At 45.3% G+C, this 20,413-nt stretch carries 11 protein-coding genes and 1 pseudogene; 6 read left to right on the top strand and 6 right to left on the bottom strand.

Annotated features, from left to right (window positions below; all coding sequences use genetic code 11):
- Window positions 1-145: 145 nt before the first annotated feature.
- Window positions 146-514 carry a hypothetical protein gene (locus tag NDI48_23705; protein MEP0834175.1) on the bottom strand — a complete coding sequence of 123 codons (369 nt, stop codon included), beginning with the start codon at window positions 512-514 and terminating at the stop codon, window positions 146-148.
- A 184-nt stretch (window positions 515-698) separates the two neighbouring features.
- Here NDI48_23705 and NDI48_23710 point away from each other — a divergent pair, with 184 nt between their 5' ends.
- Both NDI48_23710 and NDI48_23715 read left to right on the top strand, forming a co-directional pair.
- Entirely contained in the window at window positions 699-1,379 is a 681-nt protein-coding gene (locus NDI48_23710; GenBank protein MEP0834176.1) for a sigma-70 family RNA polymerase sigma factor, read from the top strand.
- Between the two features lie 12 nt (window positions 1,380-1,391).
- Entirely contained in the window at window positions 1,392-2,171 is a 780-nt protein-coding gene (locus NDI48_23715) for an anti-sigma factor (GenBank protein MEP0834177.1), read from the top strand.
- 43 nt (window positions 2,172-2,214) lie between these two features.
- Here the strand turns inward: NDI48_23715 and NDI48_23720 are convergent, their stop codons facing one another.
- The 3 genes from NDI48_23720 to NDI48_23730 form a co-directional block, all read right to left on the bottom strand.
- Entirely contained in the window at window positions 2,215-3,231 is a 1,017-nt protein-coding gene (locus NDI48_23720) for a PRC-barrel domain-containing protein (protein MEP0834178.1), read from the bottom strand.
- 74 nt (window positions 3,232-3,305) lie between these two features.
- Complete coding sequence (gene smc, locus NDI48_23725) at window positions 3,306-7,040, bottom strand: chromosome segregation protein SMC (protein ID MEP0834179.1); 3,735 nt, start codon at window positions 7,038-7,040, stop codon at window positions 3,306-3,308.
- 174 nt (window positions 7,041-7,214) lie between these two features.
- Entirely contained in the window at window positions 7,215-7,457 is a 243-nt protein-coding gene (locus tag NDI48_23730) for a helix-turn-helix domain-containing protein (GenBank protein ID MEP0834180.1), read from the bottom strand.
- A gap of 219 nt (window positions 7,458-7,676) precedes the next feature.
- On the opposite strand from NDI48_23730, the pseudogene NDI48_23735 reads away from it, so the two are divergent.
- The 4 genes and pseudogenes from NDI48_23735 to NDI48_23750 all read left to right on the top strand — a co-directional run bounded on the left by NDI48_23735 (window position 7,677) and on the right by NDI48_23750 (window position 13,023).
- A pseudogene (locus NDI48_23735) lies at window positions 7,677-7,862 on the top strand (hypothetical protein).
- A 106-nt stretch (window positions 7,863-7,968) separates the two neighbouring features.
- On the top strand, window positions 7,969-8,322 hold the full coding sequence (locus NDI48_23740; protein ID MEP0834181.1) for a hypothetical protein: 354 nt from the start codon (window positions 7,969-7,971) through the stop codon (window positions 8,320-8,322).
- A gap of 132 nt (window positions 8,323-8,454) precedes the next feature.
- On the top strand, window positions 8,455-11,232 hold the full coding sequence (locus NDI48_23745) for a zinc-dependent metalloprotease (protein ID MEP0834182.1): 2,778 nt from the start codon (window positions 8,455-8,457) through the stop codon (window positions 11,230-11,232).
- Between the two features lie 417 nt (window positions 11,233-11,649).
- Window positions 11,650-13,023 carry an adenylate/guanylate cyclase domain-containing protein gene (locus NDI48_23750; GenBank protein MEP0834183.1) on the top strand — a complete coding sequence of 458 codons (1,374 nt, stop codon included), beginning with the start codon at window positions 11,650-11,652 and terminating at the stop codon, window positions 13,021-13,023.
- Window positions 13,024-13,062: 39 nt separating this feature from the next.
- On the opposite strand, the gene NDI48_23755 is transcribed toward NDI48_23750, so the two are convergent.
- Together NDI48_23755 and NDI48_23760 are read right to left on the bottom strand one after the other, a co-directional pair.
- Window positions 13,063-14,553, bottom strand: a complete 1,491-nt coding sequence (locus tag NDI48_23755; protein MEP0834184.1) for an adenylate/guanylate cyclase domain-containing response regulator — start codon at window positions 14,551-14,553, stop codon at window positions 13,063-13,065.
- Window positions 14,554-14,601: 48 nt separating this feature from the next.
- Window positions 14,602-20,073, bottom strand: coding sequence for a trifunctional serine/threonine-protein kinase/ATP-binding protein/sensor histidine kinase (locus NDI48_23760; protein MEP0834185.1), 5,472 nt, complete (start codon window positions 20,071-20,073; stop codon window positions 14,602-14,604).
- Window positions 20,074-20,413 lie beyond the last annotated feature (340 nt).

Raw genomic sequence — 20,413 nt, forward strand, 5'->3', positions numbered from 1 at the left:
CAACTGCCCAACCTTGGGGATTGGGCAGCGTTTACCTGGAGTGGAATCAGATGGCTGTTTAGAGCAGACTATAGATTTATCTTGTAAAGCCTCTCAATAACTGTGTTGGAGGCTCCTGTCGGACTCAGGTAGCTACTAGAGGCCACTAGGGTTGGGTTGTGCTGCCTTTTTTCTTGGTGGCATCCTCTTTCTTCACGGCGTCACCGGTGGTGGATTTCTCATCTGTCTTCACGGCGTCGTCGGTGGTGGATTTCTCATCTGTCTTCACAGCGTCGCCGGTGGTGGATTTCTCATCTGTCTTCACGGCGTCGCCGGTGGTAGATTTCTCATCTTTCTTCACGGCGTCGTCGGTCTTGGTTGTATCGCTTTTTTCGGTAGCGGTACCAGTAGCAGGAGAAGTTTCAGCCGCAGGGGAACTGCCAGGGGCGGCTTCAGGAGTGGACGAGTTAGAGCAAGCAGACAGAGTTGTCGTTAGAGCCAAACCAGCGATGACGCAAAGTACTTTCCAGTTCATATTCCTCATTCCAACCTTTAGAGATTCTTGTTCAACACATTCACCAGCTCAGGGCTGCTGGGGGTTCTTCTTTTAATACGGATGCGCCACTGTTTTGGATTACAATTTCCTGAAATGCCAGAGGGACAGATGAAAATTCGATCAATACACATCCAATTCGCTCTGGGAGCCGTACTTAATTAAAATGAGATTCGGTTTTTCTAGAGATGCGCTTGTTGCCATGAGTGGAATCTACTCGAAAATTATGGGTTCAGGTCTGTTCTATGAGAAGCCGACGGATATTAAAGGTGTTGGAACCACAGAGGACTGCCACGACCTCCAAAGTGATGAAGAATTAATTCAGGCGCTCAAAGCCGGTCAGTCCTCTGCCTTAGGTATTCTCTATGATCGTTATGCTAGTCTCGTCTACCGATTAGCATTGAGAATATTGACCAATCCTCAAGAGGCAGAAGACTTGACCCAAGAGATTTTTCTAAATCTTTGGCGTAGTGGCTCTTACAATCCGTCTCGTGGCTCTTTGAGCAGCTTTTTGACAACTCTGACTCGTTCGCGGGCGATTGATAAACTTCGCTCCCGTGGAACCAACTTGAAATTTATCCAGCGATGGAGTCAGATGATGGTTAATGAAACATCTTCTCTCACGCCTTTCGAGTCGGCGGCTTTAAGTCAGCGATCGCACCAAGTCCGTCATGCCTTGACCCAACTTCCCGAAAAACAGCGGCAGGTGTTAGAAATGGCTTATTACGAGGGATTGAGCCAATCCGAAATTGCCGCTCAACTGGGTATACCGCTGGGAACGATCAAAACTTGGTCTCGCCAAGGTCTATTGAACTTGAGAAAAAACTTACGAGACTTTATTGAATAAGTTGTTGTACCTATGACTGGGCCTCTACTTCCGGAACGATTAGAAGAATTGATGGCAGGTTACGTCCTCGGCAATCTCAGTTCTGAAGAAGCTGAGGAGTTAAATCAGCTGTTGACCGAACATCCTGAACTAGCGACTGAAGTGCAGCAATTGCAGGAAGTCCTAGAAGTCTTGCCTTACGCTTTACCTGAAGTAGAACCACCCCAACACCTGCGTCAGGCCATTCTGAATACAACCTCGCCTCATCCGACGGCGGTGCCCATGGCTCCTCAACCAAAACGCTGGAGAGAACTAAGGCGTTCTCCACTTTTCTGGAGTCGCCTAGTTGGTAGCGCTGTGGTTCTATTGGTGTTAATTCTTGGTTTAGATAACTACCGAATTAGGCTCAAGTTCACGACCATGCAGGCTAAGGTCGCTCGGCAAAAAGATGTTATTGCCATGCTGCAAAAGCCTGATACCCATGTGGTTCCGCTCAAAGGCATGGCTCAGGCTTCTGCGGCGACCGGAAGTATGCTGATGACACCGAGCGAATCCCAAGCGGTTCTAATCTTACAGAACCTTCCCGTTTTACCGCAGGGTGAGTTTTATCAGCTTTGGTCTGTGCAAAATGACGAAAAAATCCCTTGGGGACAGTTTAGAACCAATAAGCAGGGAACCGTTTTTGTTAAGCTTTATCGGCCTTCTGACTTTGAGGTCACCGCGTTAGCCATCACGGTAGAAGTAACGCCTGAGCCGACCACACCTGCGGGTCCGATGGTGATGGCGGGGAATTTGACCATCAATAACCAATAATTAAGGTTGAAGGTTTTAATCAGCTAACCTTCAACCCTTTTTCTTAGTACCCAGCTTCCTCTTCGTATTCGGGAGCTTTGGTTTTTTCAGGGATATTGACGCGTGGAGCTTTGTAAGGTTCAGACTCTACATCGTCATCCCAAGCATCACCCTCTACTTCGTAATCATCGTAATCGTCTGCGTAATCCCGTTCCCGTTCATAACGTGGAGGCTCAGTATACGCTGGCTTCTGGTATTGGGTAGACCGACCAGGAGCATCATCCCATTCATCATCGCCCCAGTTGTCTTGTTCTAATTCTTGCTTGGCGTACTTCGGCGGTGGTGCTTCTCGGCGCAGAGGGATAGGTTCTGGTTCTGGTTCTTCTCGCCAATCGTCATCGTCCCAGCGCTCTTCGACAGGTGTAACCGTCTGGAGCGGCTGAGAGATGGGTGTACGAACGGGAATCCCAGTTCCTAATTGATTTTCAGGTCGGGTAACGGGGGTGTAGTAAGTTTCCTCTTCTTCCCGCTCCCAAGGGGGTCTGCCAATCCCCAAACGTTCTAAAACGCCTACGGTCAATTGAACCAGGCGTTCTTCAGCTCCTTCAAAGACAATCAAGCGATTTGGGCCACTGCTGACAATTTCATCAATCGGCAGCTCATAGGTACTGATCACCTGGTCAGGGATTTGTGGCAACCCAATCGAGGCAATAATCAGAGAACTAACCTTGGCGTCTTCAATGTTGAATTTGAAATCCCTTACCCGTCCTAGCAGTTCACCGGTTTCGGTAATCACTTCGCTATTGATCAGGGTGCTGTAGGCTTCCACCTCAATATCTTCGATCACGTCTTCATCATCGACTAGAATGGTGTCCCCAACCCGTCGAATGCTACTCAAGAGCATATAACGTGGCATCCCAGCGAGCGCCAGCAGATTGTCTCGCAAACCCAGTGCTACAACCTCACGCCGATCAATATCTACTAATAGCTCTTTAACGACTCCAAGTCGCTTAGCGGTGTCGATCGTGACGACCTGAGTATTTAAAATATCGGAGCGTTGACGATTTTGTTCAGTTGTCATTATTTCTTGTGATCCTGCTCTCGACTCCTGCTGGAATATCAATAATATTGAACGCTAAATCCGGAAGTTTTTATCTATCGAATGGCGCTTTTAGGCGGTAATTTTAGTCCTAACACTTGAGTATACGCTCCTCTAGCCTGCGTGACACCAATCGTGCGCTCCGAAGACTCAATCATAGGTCGGCGTAAACTCACAACAATAAACTGGGCTAGAGTAGCCTGTTGTTTGATCATTCTAGCTAATCGCTCGACATTTGCCCCATCAAGGAACATATCAACTTCGTCAAAGGCGTAAAACGGCGAAGGACGGTAACGTTGCAGCGCAAAGATAAAGCTCAGAGCCGTGAGGGATTTTTCGCCCCCTGACATGGAAGCCAGACGCTGCACGGGTTTGCCTTTAGGATGAGCCACCAGATTAAGTCCACCGTTAAAGGGGTCTTCGGGGTCATCCAATTGTAGATAACCATCGCCGTCCGAGAGTTCGGCAAAGATAGTTTGGAAGTTCTCGTTAATCGCATCAAAGGCTTCTTTGAAGGCACGAAATCTCAGGGTGGTGAAGTTTTCGATTCTCAGTAGAAGTTCGGTACGCTCCCCTTCTAGGGTGGCTAGTTTCTCACAGAGTTCAGATAAGCGATTTTGGGTGCGGTCATATTCTTCTAACGCCAACATATTCACAGGTTCCATCGCCTGGAGGCGTTTTTGAGCATTCCGTATTTCTTTTTGCAGGTGTTCGAGTAGGCTGGGAAGGTCAGGGGTGCGGAGATGGGAGCTTTCAGTTTGCCAATGTTCGGGTAACTCTGGCAGGGGATCGGGTAACTCGGTTTGTTGGAGTTGGAGTTGAGCTTGTAAGCTGCTCAGTTCTTCGCGTCGTGCTACTTGAGTTTCTTGGAGCTTTTGCCGTTGCCAGGATTGCTGTTGTTGGAAAAGGTGCCGTTCTCGCAAGTGTTGCTCGGCGCGATCGCGTTCCTGTTTCACTTCCCCTAATTGCTGCTCCAACTGGGTTAACGTACCTTGAGTTTTGGTAATTGCTTCACTCACCGCCACTAGCTGATGACTGACGGTTGAAAGCTGTTCCTGCAAAGATTGGTTTTGGGTTTGGTATTCGGCTACCCGGCGGTAATCTTCGGTAATTTTTTCCTTGGTACGCTGCTGCTGACTGTCTAAATCCACAAGCTGTTTTTCTGCGGCTCGAAGCGCTTGTTCACGCTCACTTAACTGCGCTTCCCAGCCTTTGATCAGGCGCTGAATTTGTTGCCATTCGTTAGGCGTTTGAGATTGCTCTAACTGTGCTAACTGTTGGCGTAATTCCACGAGTTGGGCTTCTTGACTCGGTAAATTGAGGCTGAGAGCTTGGAGGCGATCGCTGGCTGTAGACAGTTCTTGGGTATTTTTCCCCAGAAGCGATCGCACTTGTTCCAACTGAATTGTTAAAGTCTTAATCTCTTTATTTAACTGTTCCAATCGCAAATGAGTTTCCGAGCGTTTCGCCTTGGCTTCTGTCAGTTCTTGCGTCAGTTGTTTAACCCTGGTTACTCCCTGATGAATTAACTCGCCACAACGCGATAGAATCTGCTCGATGTCCTGGAGACGGTTTCTCAACGACGCAACTTCTGCGGATTCTGTTGCATCGCTGGTGCCAAAGTGTAATTCAGAACGATGGCTACTACTCCCGCCAGTCATAGCACCACTGATTTCCAGAATTTCGCCTTCTAAGGTAACGATGCGGTGTTTTCCTAGATAAGGACGAGCGGTGTTGAGGGTTTCAAATACGACCGTATTGCCGAACACATAGGCAAAAATGTCCCTGTAGCGCGGATCGCAGTCAATCAGGTGAACCGCATAATCAATAAAGCCGTTCACATAACGCAGAGCAGCCGTTTCCGTGAATCGAGGAGGCTGGATTTTGTTGAGGGGTAAGAATGTAGCTCGACCTGCTCGTTTTTGTTTGAGCAGCTCAATTCCCGCCGCTGCCACACCATCATCTTCAACCACCAAATTTCCCAAACGCGCACCTGCCGCCGTTTCTAACGCAAGCTGATAGCGGGGTTCGACGCGACCGAGTTGGGCAACTAGGCCACAAACACCGGGTAAGTCACTGTGGAGAATGACTTTGGTGGCGTAGGTACCTTGAGCCTCTTGTTGGGCTTGGGCTTGGGCTTCGAGTTTATCGAGTTGGCGTTGCTTGTCCCGTTGTTCAGCTAGGAGGCGAGTTTGAGTCTGCTGCTGAATTTGGAGTTCTTGTTCAGCGGTAACGAGGGATTGGGCGAGTGTTTGAGCTTGTTGCGAAAAGGTGGTTAACTGAGTTTCTAAATCAGCGGCTTGAGCCTGTTTTGTGGCAATTTCTGGCTCTAATCGGTGCAAGAGTTGGGTTTGTTCTTCGATTTGACGGCTGAGCTGATTGTGGCGCTCTCGGAGTTGAGCTTGCTCGGTGCGTTGGGGGTCAATGCTTTGTAGTAATGTTTCGATTTGGCGGTTGAGCACCGTTTGTTGCTGTACCCAAGCTTCGGAGGCAGAGGCGATCACATTCGCTTGTTCCCGACTTTGGTTAAGGCTGTGTTGCACCTCATCCCGTGCGGTACGTAGCTCCTCTAAATTTTGGGTTTCTACATGCTGTTTCTGCTCCGCCAGTTGTTGCAGGGTTTGCTCGTATTGCTGAATCTCCTCCTGTGTCCGTTTGAGGCGATGTTCTGTTTGCTGTATGTTTTCGGCGAGTTCCTGTTGTCGATTTTGCAACTGACGCCGTTCGGCTTCCTGGGTGGCGAGGGTAGAAGCAACAGCAAGCTGTTCCTCTTCGCCCAAGGCTTTGACACGGCTGTTTAGTTGGTCGAGTTCGCCTGTGGTTTGGCGGATTTCTGCGTCTAGGGCGGTAAGCTGGGAGGTAAGTTGAGCTTCTTCTCGGTCGCCTGCTTCGATTTGCTCCCGAAGTTTCCCCTCTTGTTGTTGCAGAAAGCGCCATTTGAGGACGGCTTCCCACTGCTGCTTTTCTTGGAGTTCAGCTCGCAGCTTTTGGTATTTCTCAGCTTTGAGGCGATCCGAAGCGAGGCGATCGCGCTGAGCTACCAGTTCTTGTTCTATGATCCGACAATCATCCTCTCGCTCCTTCACTTGAGCTAGAGTTTCTTTCGTCTGGACGATTTTGCGATCGAACCCAGCAACCCCTGCTAACTCATCAATAATCTCCCGGCGCTCCCGTGAGTTCATGGAAATGATGCTGGTGACATCGCCTTGCAGCACCACGTTGTAACCTTCTGGATACACCCGCAGGCGGTTGAGCTGTTCATGAAGTTCAGTGAGAGTGCAAGGTTCGCCGTTGATGTAGTAATTCGAGGTGTAGGTGCCTTGCTGAGTTACCCGAAGTCTGCGAGTTACACTCCACTCTGTTTCTGTTGCTCCCTTCTCTTGCCCCCCTTTTTTAAGGGGGGGTTGGGGGGGATCGAAAGGTTCACCAGAGTCAGATTCGGGATTTTCCTGATTTTGAGACAGGTACGGGGACACCTCCTCTACGTCGTCGTTCTCCTCTTCGTCGTCTAAGAGGGCATCGGGTGCATCGGATAAATCAAACGTGGCGGTAACGCTAGCTTCAACAGTACCCCGACGCTCTTTATCGTGATTAACTAGATCGGGAAGACGTTCAGCACGCATTCCCTTGGAACTGGCAAGACCAAGGCAAAAAAGCAGAGCATCTAGGATATTCGATTTACCTGACCCGTTTGGCCCGGAAACCACTGTAAATCCTGGCAGCAAGGGAATGGATGTCGTGCCGCCGAAGGATTTAAAATTCGTGAGTTCCACGCGCTTAATATGCACCATAGGCGCTGGGAAAGCTGGGATTTAAGTGATACGCGTGTATCAGTGTAACAATTCTCAACAGGTTAGCACGGGTGTCGTGGAGATGAAAGGTGGTTGACGCCATAACTGGGAGGCGAGAAGCGATCGAGTTTGAAGTGTAAGAGGGGGTGCGATCGCACTCCTCATCCCCTACGACTACTCCTCATTCTCAATTGAGCCACCACCTAAATACAGGCGAATAAACTCAGCCGCCGCCTCTGGATTAATCTTCCGCAGCACTTCCACAAAATCTTTGACAGTTTCAGCCGTTGGATCTCTAATCTCATTAACCCAGCGGTAAACATTGGAACGTCCAACTCCCAATTCTGCCGCTAATCGATATTGGCTGATGTCATAAGTTTCCAAGACCTTTTTAAGGGCTTTGCCTGCTTGTCCCATGCCTCTGATTGTGTCAGAGGCTCATAACTGAGTAAACGACTTCTTAATGGACTACTATGATAAACTGCATTTAGTAGTCCATTAAGGCTACTAATTAACCTTCTAGCAAATCTCAAACCAAAAGCCAGCGCTCAACTTTGCGAGGGCTGACGCTGGCTTCTGGCTTCCTAATACCAGGAGACTCTAACAATGATAAAACTACTGAGCCAACACAGCGATCGCCCTTGGACGATTGTGCGTATTTTGCCCGATGCTCGACACTACACCGTCGCCCGTTTCCGCAATCGCCAAGACGCTAACGATCATCTGAGACTTTTACGGCGGTTCATTCCTGCGGCTGCGTTTGAGATTATCTTCGCTCCTCTTGAGGAAGAAGCACAGGATAATCCACGACAGTTCAGGTGAAGAGTCGATCCCCCCTAGCCCTCCTTTTTAAGCCGGAGCTTTAGTGAGGAGGTTGGGGGGATCTACCAGGGAATTGCAGTACCTAATGCTAAAATCCGCTACAACCATGCAACCGCTACGCTATCGCATCAACCCCCAAACCTTTGTCATTACCCTCAGGCAAATCGCCAAACACCTGAAAATCAACCAAGAACGCATTATCAACTGGGAAAAATGGCATAACGTCCTTTGGGTACACATCAAAGGACTTGGTGGTTACTTCGTCAGTTACCGCAAACTCGAACAATGGATTGCCGCTTGCCGCACCTTGATTCATAGTTGCTCAAATCTGCCAGAGCTCGACGCCCTCTGGTCAGCTATCCTGCAAGAAGCCCAACGATATACTGAAGACGCCCTATCCCGAATTGAAGCCATCTGGCAGCAACGATACACTTATTTATACAGCCGTCAACAGAACTAGAGCGATCGCTAATACCAAATCTCTTTAAGAACGCCACAAGTTCCATGCCTCAAAGGCTAAAGTAGAATCTACCTTTACACTCGTTGCCTTGATAAGGCATCTAGGCATCTTGATAGACTAGAAAATTATAGGGTGATTGATTGGATGAGACGAGTGCCGTTGTGGGTGTTGTTCTTACTGGGCTTATTCTTATGGACTGGGCTGATTGCTATCAAGCAAACGTTTCCCTTAAGGGCGCAACAGCCCTTGACGCTCCCAGCGACTCAAACCCATACAGCTTTAGTACTGTCTCAGGCCAAGGTAAAATCTAGCTCTGATTCGGAATTAGAGTCGTTTGACAAGCTAGTCGCAGACACGGAAAAGTTGGAAGGGCTGTTTAACCTTTACCGCAATCCAGAGACGGCTAAAATTTACCTGGAAGTAAAGCCTCAACAGTTGAACAAAAACTACCTTGCCAGCGTGACGATGGAATCGGGCATCGGTGAACGGGGGCTATACAGTGGAGTTCCGCTACAAACTTGGCTGTTCTACTTCCGCCGCATGAATAATAACTTACACTTCGTTGTGCGGAATGTGAATTTTCGTGCTGAACCGGGCGATCCCCAAAAGCGATCGCTGGATCGCTCATTTAGCGATTCCGTTCTCTACTCCCTTCCGATTAAAAGCATTCATCCAACTCAAGAGACGATTCTCATTGATTTGGGTGACTTGATGCTCACTGATATTCCAGGATTAACCCCCTTCTTAGAAGAGTCCTTGAAAGGAAACTACCAACTCGACACCAATAAGTCCTATTTTGGAACGGCCAAAGCCTTTCCAGCGAATGTCGAGATTGAATCAATTTATGGATTTTCTTTAAGTTCTGGTCAAGGGGACTACTTGCCAACGCTTCCAGATAACCGTGCTCTTACTCTTCGCGTTCGCTACAGTCTCTCTCAGCTTGAGCAAAACAACAGCTACCGTCCGCGCCTAGCTGACGAACGTGTTGGCTATTTCTTAACCACTTATCAAGACTTCTCTAACGCTAAACGCCGCGATGTATTTGTACGCTATATCAACCGTTGGCATTTAGAAAAACAAGACCCAAAAGCGCCCTTATCTTCCCCAAAAAAACCAATTGTATTTTGGATTGAAAACGCCGTTCCTTTGGAATACCGCGAAGCCATTCGGGAAGGGGTGCTGATGTGGAACAAAGCGTTTGAGAAGGCGGGATTTAAAGATGCCATTCAAGTAGAACAAATGCCAGATAATGCCGATTGGGACTCGGCAGATGTGCGCTACAACACCATTCGCTGGTTCAATTCTTTAGATGGATTTTTTGCTAGAGGGCCGGCACGAGTTAATCCCTTAACCGGAGAAATCTTAGATGCTGATATTGTCGTAGATAGTGGTTTAGTGCGTGATATTCAGCAAGATTTTCGGCGTTTGGTGGATCAAAATCAAGTGCAGAAGAATTCAAAGAATTCGTTGCTCTCAACTTTGATGGGAACGGGTAATCTTTGCCCATCCGTGATTGATCGCTCATCTACGTCCAAAAAACCGTCTGCTTTATCACAATTAGCGAAAGACCACGATCTTTGCTATAGCAGGGAGTCGATTCAGCAGTCTGCGATTGATCGATTGGGATTGTCTGTGTTTTCTGCCAATACCCAACTCAGGAGTGAGCAAATGAAAGAATATGTGCATCAGCGATTGCGTTGGGTGATTGCTCACGAAGTCGGACATACCCTAGGTTTGCGTCACAACTTTCGGGGTAGCACACTCCTGGCACCACAGGAATTGAATAATAGCAATGTCACGCAGACACAAGGATTGGTTAACTCGGTGATGGATTACTTGCCGATCAACCTGGCACCCCAAGGGACACCCCAAGGAGACTATTTTCCCGTTGCTGTTGGTGTTTATGATGAGTGGGCGATCGAGTATGGCTATAAACCCAGTGGTGCCATTGTGGCGCAAGCGGAACGGCGGTTTTTAGAGGAGATTGCCAAGCGTTCCACGAACCCAGATCTCGCCTATGCCACGGATGAAGATATCTTTGACTTGAACCCTGATGCCAATCGTTGGGATATGAGCAGCGATGTGCTGACTTATTCTCAAACACAATTGGACAATGCAAGAGCTATGTGGGCACGTCTGGAAAAGCGTTATCCCAGCAGTGGTGAAAGTTACAGCGAACTCAGCGAACTGTTTGATACGGTGTTCTGGCATTATTTGCAAAACGTATATTTCATCACTAAATATATTGGTGGACAGTCGTTTTACCGCAACCACGCGGGAGATCCGAATGGGAGATTACCCTTTGAACCGGTGCCAGTGGCAAAGCAACGAGAGGCACTCTCAGTGTTGCAAAAATATGTATTTGCGGCAGATGCGTTCAAATTTTCACCTCAGTTGTTGAATAAGTTAGCTCCATCGCGGTGGAGAGATTGGGGCAATGACTTGAAGATCGAGCGATTAGATTACCCAATTCACGAGAGTATTTTCTTTTTGCAAAGTCAGGTGTTGGGAGATTTGCTTTCGGGCGATCGCCTCACTCGTTTACAAGATATTGAACTCAAGAGTCCTTCCAATCAGGCGTTGACGCTGCCAGAACTGTTTAAAACCTTGGAGGATAGTATTTGGACAGAGGTACTCCAACCCAACGACAAATCTCTTTCGATCTCCAGTGTCCGTCGCTCATTGCAACGGAGTTATCTCAACCAATTAACGAGTATGGTATTGCGGACGGCTAATGTGCCTGAAGATGCCCGAACCCTCGCTTGGTATCGATTACGCCAGTTACACGGAAGCCTCAATCGTACACTGAGAAGGCACGGTGGAGAGATGGACACTTACACCAAAGCTCACTTGGAAGAAACGCGATCGCGTATCACTAAAGCGTTGGATGCCCAGCTCCAATCGCAGTAATGCCCTTAGAGCCAGCCCTAATGAAGAGCATTCTCCCCTGACATCGGCTAACAATTTTTATATAAAAATACCATCACCAGGCTGTTTTTGGTAGGGTACCAAATCCGGGTTAACTACCCCCTTTTTGGTGTAGACAAGGCATAAGGCAGATGGCAGATGGCAGAAGGAAAAAATACTTAAGCTGAAAAGGGGCTTATCAAAGCGGATTTGGGAGGGTACCTGAGACATATTTGCATTAGGAAACCAGGAACAAGAGTTCAAAGTTCCGATAAATTTTCTGACTAGATTAGATAAAGCGTCGAATAAGTGGGGTTTTGTCGTTTTCAATATAGATAGGGACTCAGGTCATTCACTGCACACAGTAGATCATTCAGTAGACCATTGTGCCTTAAGGACGCTTCGCATACTCCAGGATATATGTTTACCAAAGAAAAAACTCTCTCCACGGAGCTCAAAGGACAACGCACTCTGGCGGCGATTATCTTTACAGATGTCGTCAGCTATAGTGCAATGATGGCAGCCAACGAAGAGTACACCCTGGACTTGCTCCGCCGGGACTTCCAAGTCATGAAGCAACTGTGTCAGCAGTTTGAAGGCAAAGTCCTCAAAACCATTGGCGATGCGCTGCTGATGTACTTCCCTAGTGCGGTTAAAGCCGTCGCTTGTGCCAAAGAAATTCAATCCCGTTTTGCTGAATTAGCCGCTAAACTCGCTCCAGAAGAGGTTCTAATTCATCGGATTGGCATTCATTTAGGGGATGTGTTTTTCAATGGCACCGATGTCATGGGTGATGGGGTGAATGTGGCGGCACGCCTGCAATCGGAAGCCCAACCCGGTGGGATTTGTATGTCTCATACAGTCTATGACGTGGTGAAAACTCCCCTCGCTCTAAGCGTTAGTGAATTAGTGCCCAAAAAGTTAAAAAATATTCCCGGTTCAGTGTTGGTCTACCAAATTCCCCCGATCCACCCTACACCTTTTACAGCTCCATTCGAGCTGGAATCGATGGATTCAGAAGGGAATAGCCAAGAGTCGGAGTTAGTCATCTACTCCTCTGGGCAATGGGTTCTGTTACACGAACATTTCTTCCAAATCGAAACGTATAGTCAAAATGCCAATGGCAAGCTGATTATCCAAATTCCCTCTAGAACGACCCAAGATGATGCGGCAATCCAAGCCCTTCGTCCTAAGAATGAACAGCCACCTCTGCTCAAATTCGCCTATCAAAATGATGGTTTCTTGGTTAAAGTTAAGAGTGTAGAATTAATATCTAGAGCGGATTGTAAACTCTGGACTGTTACACTTGAACCCAAACCCGTCAAGCTAGATAATAAGACCTTGGAGCAATCTTACAAAGGACGCAAGCAATTCTATACAGCTGATGATATTGCGACCTTAAAAGCGAGGCGGTTGTTATTCAATGACCCACCCAAGTTGCAAATGCTGCAAGATGCTCAAGTTTTCAGTCCTGCATTAGCTGAACGGGCCGTGTTGGAGAAACTAATTCAAAGCAGTGCAACTACCATTAGCATTGAAAACTGTGTGCTCCAATCGTTGTATCCGCTATACAAAGATCAACCTAAGGCGTTCTTAGAAAAGGCGCGACTCCAAGCCATTTTCTATCTCAAAGCAGTGGGTGTTGTTGAGCAGGTGATGGAGTTATCATTAAGCTCGATGTGTCAAGGTAAGGTACACGTTCGGTTTTGTGGGAAACGGCAGCAAGTTTATGCGGGAATTGAACCCGCTACCCTTGAAATTGAAGGAGACTGTTTGTTGGTTAGCAGGAGTTAGATCAGTTGAGGTGATCAGCCTGATTAATCAGGGTCAAATTCATCGTTTCTTATGAAAAACGTCAAATTCTTCACACTTTAGAGCGATTCCAGCTTTTTGGGATACTTTGATTCGTTCTAGATAAAGATGAGCAGCTAAATCTTGGTCATTAACTTGCAAAACTCGCTCAAAGTATAGCTGGGATTTAGTAAATTCTTCCTGAAAATAAAGCCAAACCCCTTGTTCAAAATCGCGCTTGGTTTGGGTTTTGAACTCTTGAATCAAGGAAGAGTCACCGTCGTAAATTTCAAAGACTGCTACAAAAGACTGCTTCCCTCTCACCTGAACTCGGTCAAGAAATCGGCAGGTATAGGTTTGGGGATCATCAAGTTTAGAGAGAGCTTCACCACTAACAATGATACCTGCTCCGTAGAGTTTGGTTAACTGTTCCAAGCGACTGGCTAGATTCACCGCATCGGCAATTACCGTACTTGATAGTCGCTCTTCCTCCCCAATAATACCCAGCATCATGCTGCCACTATGAATGCCAATGCCGATACTGATGGGCAGGCAACCTCTATTTTGAAGAGACTCATTATAAATTGCCACCTGTTTTTGCATTTCAATTGCAGCTGTCAGGGCATCATCGACGGTTTCAGGAAACAAAGCCATGATGGCATCGCCAATATACTTATCAATAAAGCCGTTGTGCTGTCGGATAATGGGACAAACTTGATGTAAGTAGGAATTGAGGAAATCAAAATTTTCGCGGGGAGACATCGTTTCCGATAAAGTGGTAAAAGAGCGAATGTCGGCAAACAAAATGGACATCGTGGCTTGTACTGAATCCCCTAGCTTGGCGTCAACAATACTGTTTTTTTTGAGAAAATGCAAAAATTGACGGGGTACAAATCGTGCTGAAGCTTGGGCAATTTTTGCCAGTTCTCTTCTACTTTCTTCTAGCTTATTGAGGGCACGAAAAGCTCTCAATGCAGTCACAATTGTAGTAAATAATTTGCGAGTCGTTAGTTCAGTTTTGGTTTTATAGTCATTAATATCGTAGTGAATAATTACCACATCTTCCGGAGCTTGGCCTGGTTGACCTGTGCGTAATATAATCCGCACTAATGAATTACCCAGAACATCCCGAATATATTTTACCACTTCCAATCCGGCATCATCGCTTTCCATGACTACATCGAGCAAAATCAGAGCCGTATCTGGATGTGTTTCGATTAATGTTTTGGCTTCTTCTCCCGAATAAGCACTAATGAATCTCAGGGGAATGCCGTCAAATATAAATTCACTGAGTACTAATTTAGTAATCTGATGAATTTCGGCTTCATCGTCTACTATAAGAATTTTCCAGCTGTCTCCTGTCGATAGGGGGAAGTCGTTGGCATTGGTAAAAAAAGTTTTTTTATCTTCAGGATTTGAATAAATTAATTCATCGTCTTCATCGGCAAAGACTATTTCCTCATCGTCTTCATCAGCAAAGACTATTTTATCGTCATTTTCATTAAAGGTCTGGTTTTTAGTCTCTTCTAACATTGTTATTTATTTCTTATTAAAAATTGTAAATTGGGATATCCCTACTCTCTACTTTCTTTCCATAGGCAGCTTAATAATAAACTTCGTTCCTACACCCACTTGACTCTCTGCTTCAATGGTACCATTGAGTTTTTGAGTCACTAAGTTATAGACAATATGAAGTCCCAATCCGCTTCCCCCCTGTCCTCGTTTTGTGGTAAAAAATGGGTCAAAGATTTTACTTAAGTTTTCCTTGGGAATGCCTTTGCCATCATCGGAGTAGGCCAAGATAATCTGCTCACCTTGCTGTTTAAAGTCAAAAACTAGATGTCCAGCGTCTTCGGGGGAGTAGGCATGGGTGAGGGAGTTCATCACTAGATTGGTGATAATTTGAGATAATGCACCTGGATAAGTGTTGAGTGCGATCGCTTCATCCCCTTTGATTTCCACCTGATGATGAGTGGTTCTTAGTGTGGGTTTGAGGGAAATCAATACCTCAGATAGATACTGTTTAAGATAAAATGTGCGTTGTTCTTCCGTACACTGATCGACGGCTACCTGTTTGAAACTCTGAATTAAATTAGCAGCACGGTTGAGGTTACTTAAGACCATACTACTGCTCTGCATGGCGATATCGAGAAACTTTTCGAGTTGCGATCGCTTCATCTGTCCGCTTTTATACGTCTCGAAAAACTCTGTGGTTTTGTCGGCTAACAGAGAAGCGGCGGTAATGCTAATGCCAACGGGGGTATTGATTTCATGGGCGACACCAGCCACCAACCCGCCGAGAGATGCCATTTTTTCGGATTCTACCAGTTTTGTTTGCGTGGCTTTCAGGTCGTTTAGGGCTTGGGACAGTTCTGCGGTGCGCTGCTGGACTAATTGCTCTAAATTCTCATTGAAATCCTGTAAGTTGGTGTAAAGTTGGGCATTTTCGATGGAGATGGCAACTTGAGCCGATAAGAGTTTCAGGAGTTCAACGCGGTCTTTTGTAAACGCATCGGTGGTGAGATTATTTTCTAGATAGAGGATACCACTGAGTTTAGTACGATCGAGCAGTGGGATGCAGAGAATTGATTTGGGTTTTTTCGTGAGAATGTAAGCATCCTGGGTAAATTTTCCGGCATGGACAGCATCGTTTAAGACGAGATTTTCTTTCGTGCGGATGACATAGTGAACAATCGCAGCCGACAAAAGGGGCAGTTGGGTAGATACTTCTACAGAATCTATGCCAATCGATTGCAGTATCGTTTTCTGCTCTTCCTCAACTGAACCTGATGCTTGAATGACCCAGTTTTCATGACCATTTTTTGAAGGGGACGGCAAAATCAGAAAACCCGATTGTGCCCCAGCATTTTCGATGAGAATTTCCATCAAAGAAGCCAATAATTTATCCAACACAATTTCACCAGAAATTGCCTGGGAAGCTTTCATCAAAGTTGCTAAATCTAATAATGATGCTGAGTTACTACCACTTGTGGAATGGCTCGTGGTCGTGCGAGTGGAAGTAAGGCTTTTGGTGGCAGATGATTGAGGCAATAGCTGCGGGTATTTTACTTCTAAATCCCTAACTTTAGCTGTGGCTCCCCAGCAGGTGTAGGCGTAGTGTGCCTCTTTCATATAGAGTTGGGCAATCTTGAGTCTGCCACGAGCTAGATAAAACTTGGCGGCTAACTCATAAGCTAATGCCTCTTCTTGGATATATTCGTTTTCCCTTGCTCCGGCAATAGCTTGTTCATAAAACTCCTCTGCTTCAATGAATTGACCCAAGACTCGCGCTTTCTCGGCTTCGACTAAATAAAATTTATGCAGGTGGTTCATTGGGGCATGATTCGCCCATTTCTGCATCTTTTTTTGGTTCGTATGAATCCGATCGAGGATAACCTGTTTTTCAGAGATTGAAGCATTGACAAATCCGCCTAAATGTACCAAAGAATCATAGAAATGAAATACAGGGACAACGACCATGGCTGTCACACCATCTAAATACTGTTCTGCTTGAAGAGCATTTTCTATGGCTTGATGCTCCTCACCAAACAGATAACATAAGATAAGTTTATTTAGATAAAGTAAGTGAATTCCTAATCTGTCATTGGCTTGAATAGCAAGAGGTAGCCATTGCTCCTCATTGTAGGCATCACCTATTAAACAGTTGGTATGTTTAGAACGACTCAGTAAGTTAAGGATTACTTGCCGAAACATGGAAACCCAATTCAAAGGGTTTTCCCGTCTAATTTGACTTATGGCGTTACCGTAAGTCGCCATCTTTTGTTCTAAATCTGTAAGTTTATTACCAATAAAATATGAATGGTCACAGACAAAAAAGGCACAATAACCAGCAAATTCAAATTCTCCGGTTTCGATTCCACTTCGATAGCCTGCTCTGAGAATCGGTAGTGTTTCCCGGACATGTTCTTTCCAATGCATGACGTGAGTACCCAATACCTCTAATGCCCTAGCCTTCCCTCTTTTGGGATTTAACTGTTCCACCAAAGTTAAACCCAATTTGCCAAATTTATAACCCAACTCAATGTCTTGAGCCACTCCACACAAAATTAATCCCTGACAGGCATAACTAAAGGCTGACCAAGTAGTATGACCGTATTTAATAGATAAATTAACCATTGATGAAACAATCAATATCATAAGTTCAGGATTAGCGATATAGGCGGCAGCACTGATACTAGAGAGGATATGGATAGCGGCCTGCGGTTCGGGTTCAGTCATGTCTGTCAGGTTAATTAACTCTTCTATTTCTTGCCTCTCATAAAGTGAAGTATTTTCCTGAAATCCTTTTTGAATATCTAATTGACTTGGCTCTTCTGGTAATATCACCCCCAACAGATTTAGCACTTTTAGTCCAATTTTAATCGCTTCTTTAAAGTTGCCCTGTGATCCAGCCGCTTGAATTTTGACATCATAGACTTTCACCTTTTCTATGACAGTTCTGGCATGGGTTAACACTATTTCCGTCAATTGATCCATTACGAGAAAATCCCCGTTGAGGTACGCCGATTCTACGGCTTTTTCATGTATAGTTAAGGTTTGGTTATACGCATTTTTCCAACTTTTTGCACTCAGGAGCTTTAGTGCCACATTCAAATATTCAAATGCTGCCCCATAAGCGGTTGCTGCCTTGGCTTTCTCACCGGCTATTAAATTCAAATTGGCAATTTCGTCTCGTTCTTTTTGTTGGGTTACTAATTCAATTCCCAGATTGAGATGATCGATAATTTTAAATATTTCTTCATGCAACATCTTTGGTGAAGTGTTCTGCAATAGCAATCGACCAATTTGTAAATGGATAGAATTTTTTTGAGTCTTATCAATTAAGGTGTAAGCCGCTTGTTGTACTCGGTCATGCAGAAATTTATAAGATTGAATCAACAAATTGTCATTGAACTCAGATGTCGGTATAACTAACCCTGCCTGAACTGCTGGAGTTAGTGCAGAAGAAATTTCACTATTTAATTTTTTGGTAATAATGGAAAGAGTTTTTAAGTCAAAAGCAGCACCTACACAAGCTGCAAACTGTAAAATCTGCTGAGAGACTTTTGGCAGCTTCTTAACTTTGCCAATCATCAACTCTACTACGTTATCCGTGATATCTTGGGCTTCAATTTGGGCAATATCCCACTGCCAGAACCCCCCCGTACTCCCTCCTTGCCAAGGGTAGCAATTGAATGATTCTTTTTGTACTCCCTTCTTAATAAGGGGGGTTAGGGGTGATTGAGGGGGGATAAACCTGAGTAAATTTTCAGCGTGCAGGGTTTTAAGAAATTCATTAACAAAGAAAGGATTGCCATCAGTTTTCTTCACCACCAGTTTGGCTAAGGGTTTGACTGAGGCGATATCATCGTGCAATGTCTCGGCAATCAGTTGGCTAATTGGGTCTACTCCTAAAGGAGCTAAGGTAATAAAATTAATAGTTGCCCCTGCTTTTTGTAGTCCATCAACAGTCACCATTAAGGGATGAGCAGGACTAACTTCATTATCCCGATACGCTCCAATTAAAAATAAAGATTGACTCTCAGCATCCATCATCATCAGTTCGATTAACTTGAGAGTAGCAGAATCTGCCCATTGCAAATCATCCAGAAAGATTACCAAGGGATGCTCTTTTGTACAAAATGCCCGGATGAAGTTACCGAAGACAAGATTAAAACGATTTTGCGACTCAGTCGTGCCCAACTCTGGTACAGCTTGCTGTTTGCCAATAATGAGTTCCACTTCCGGAATTACATCAATAATAATCTGCCCATTACAACCAACGGCAGTTAATATTTTTTCTCGCCATTCGTGTAGTTTTGCCTCACTCTCAGTTAACAGTTGTTGCATCAATCCGTCAAAAGCACTGACAACAGCCGAGTAGGGAATATTGCGCTGAAATTGGTCAAATTTTCCGGAAATGAAATAGCCCCGTTTTTCTGTCATGGGTTTGTGAACTTCGGCTACCAACGCTGATTTTCCGATACCAGAGTAACCAGCAACAAGCATCATTTCAATTCCTCCCCCACCCGCAGACTTCGTTTGTGTAGCCGCACCTTTCAGGGGGTTGGCATTTGTTCCCTCTGCAACTCGTTCAAATGCGGCTAGTAACGTTTCAACTTCTGCCTCACGTCCATAGAGTTTTTGGGGAATTTGAAACTTATCTGAAATATCACTCTGGGCGAGGGGAAATTCTACTATTTTTCCATCAGACTTTAACTGAGTTAAACATAATTCCAAATCCGCTTTAATTCCGAACGCACTTTGATATCGTTCCTCAGCCGTTTTCGCCATCAGTTTCATTACAATATTTGAAACCGGTAAAGGAATCTCTGTATTAACCTCATGGGGCGATATCGGCACTTTAGCAATATGACAATGCACCAATTCCAGTGCATCATTGGTTTCAAAGGGTAGCTTTCCTGTAAGCAGTTTGTAGAAGGTGACACCCAGGGAATAAAAGTCTGTGCGATAATCCAAGGAACGGTTCATCCGTCCCGTTTGCTCCGGCGACATATAGGCTAAGGTGCCTTCTAAAACATTGGGATTTTTTAGCGTTGGATTTTCGCGAGTTAATTGGGTGGCAATACCAAAATCAATAATTTTGACTTGTCCGGTTTCTGGGTTATAGACAATATTGGCTGGATTAATATCTTTGTGAATAATATTGCGGCTGTGAATAGCCGCCAAAATCTCAGCTATCTGAATAGCAATGTTGAGAAATTCCTGTAAAGGTAGTGTCCCCGTGCCTACCCCCTTATATCCATTTATCAATTGCTTTAAAGATAACGCGCCAAAATCCTCTAAGATAATGACTAAAGTTCTCTGATAAGGTTCTAACCCATACGCTTTAACCACACCATCTAGATTTAGCTGGCAGGTAATTTCATATTCCTGCCTATAACGGGTGAGTTCTGAAGGTGTGGGATAGTCTTCTTTAAGTACTTTGAGAATTACTGCTTTTTTATCCCGTTCTCGAATAGCTTGATAAACTTCTGAATGAGTACCTTCGTATATTTTTGTACAAATTTGATATCCAGGAAGAGTAATCATAAATTAGGTTTGATTGAGAATTGTTTTGTCAAAAGATTCAGCCTCGGCTTGAGGTGACTACATACACAAAATCAGCCTGTGCGGACTTTCTTTAATTCCATACAGGTAAGATAGGTTGGTATAGCCTGAGCTTTGAGGCTTGTTGTGTATTTTTGCAATGAGTCGGGAGCGTCAATCCTTCCTGTACTCCATATTGACCTTCGCTAGCACCCTGCAAAGTATGGCTAGCGTTGCTAACATTTAACTCAACTATTCGTTTAGAATTATACAACTTTAATCTTTATTTACTATTCTCATAGAGGTAGTTTTTCAAGATTTATTGGTAATACTAAATATTACG

The organism is Microcoleus sp. AS-A8 (assembly GCA_039962225.1).
Classification (GTDB): Bacteria; Cyanobacteriota; Cyanobacteriia; order Cyanobacteriales; family Coleofasciculaceae; genus Allocoleopsis.

Coding starts and splice junctions, on each gene's coding strand:
- NDI48_23705 (MEP0834175.1), bottom strand. CDS start 514: ATGAACTGGAAAGTACTTTGCGTCATCGCTGGTTTGGCTCTAACGACA.
- NDI48_23710 (MEP0834176.1), top strand. CDS start 699: ATGAGATTCGGTTTTTCTAGAGATGCGCTTGTTGCCATGAGTGGAATC.
- NDI48_23715 (MEP0834177.1), top strand. CDS start 1,392: ATGACTGGGCCTCTACTTCCGGAACGATTAGAAGAATTGATGGCAGGT.
- NDI48_23720 (MEP0834178.1), bottom strand. CDS start 3,231: ATGACAACTGAACAAAATCGTCAACGCTCCGATATTTTAAATACTCAG.
- smc (MEP0834179.1), bottom strand. CDS start 7,040: ATGGTGCATATTAAGCGCGTGGAACTCACGAATTTTAAATCCTTCGGC.
- NDI48_23730 (MEP0834180.1), bottom strand. CDS start 7,457: ATGGGACAAGCAGGCAAAGCCCTTAAAAAGGTCTTGGAAACTTATGAC.
- NDI48_23740 (MEP0834181.1), top strand. CDS start 7,969: ATGCAACCGCTACGCTATCGCATCAACCCCCAAACCTTTGTCATTACC.
- NDI48_23750 (MEP0834183.1), top strand. CDS start 11,650: ATGTTTACCAAAGAAAAAACTCTCTCCACGGAGCTCAAAGGACAACGC.
- NDI48_23755 (MEP0834184.1), bottom strand. CDS start 14,553: ATGTTAGAAGAGACTAAAAACCAGACCTTTAATGAAAATGACGATAAA.
- NDI48_23760 (MEP0834185.1), bottom strand. CDS start 20,073: ATGATTACTCTTCCTGGATATCAAATTTGTACAAAAATATACGAAGGT.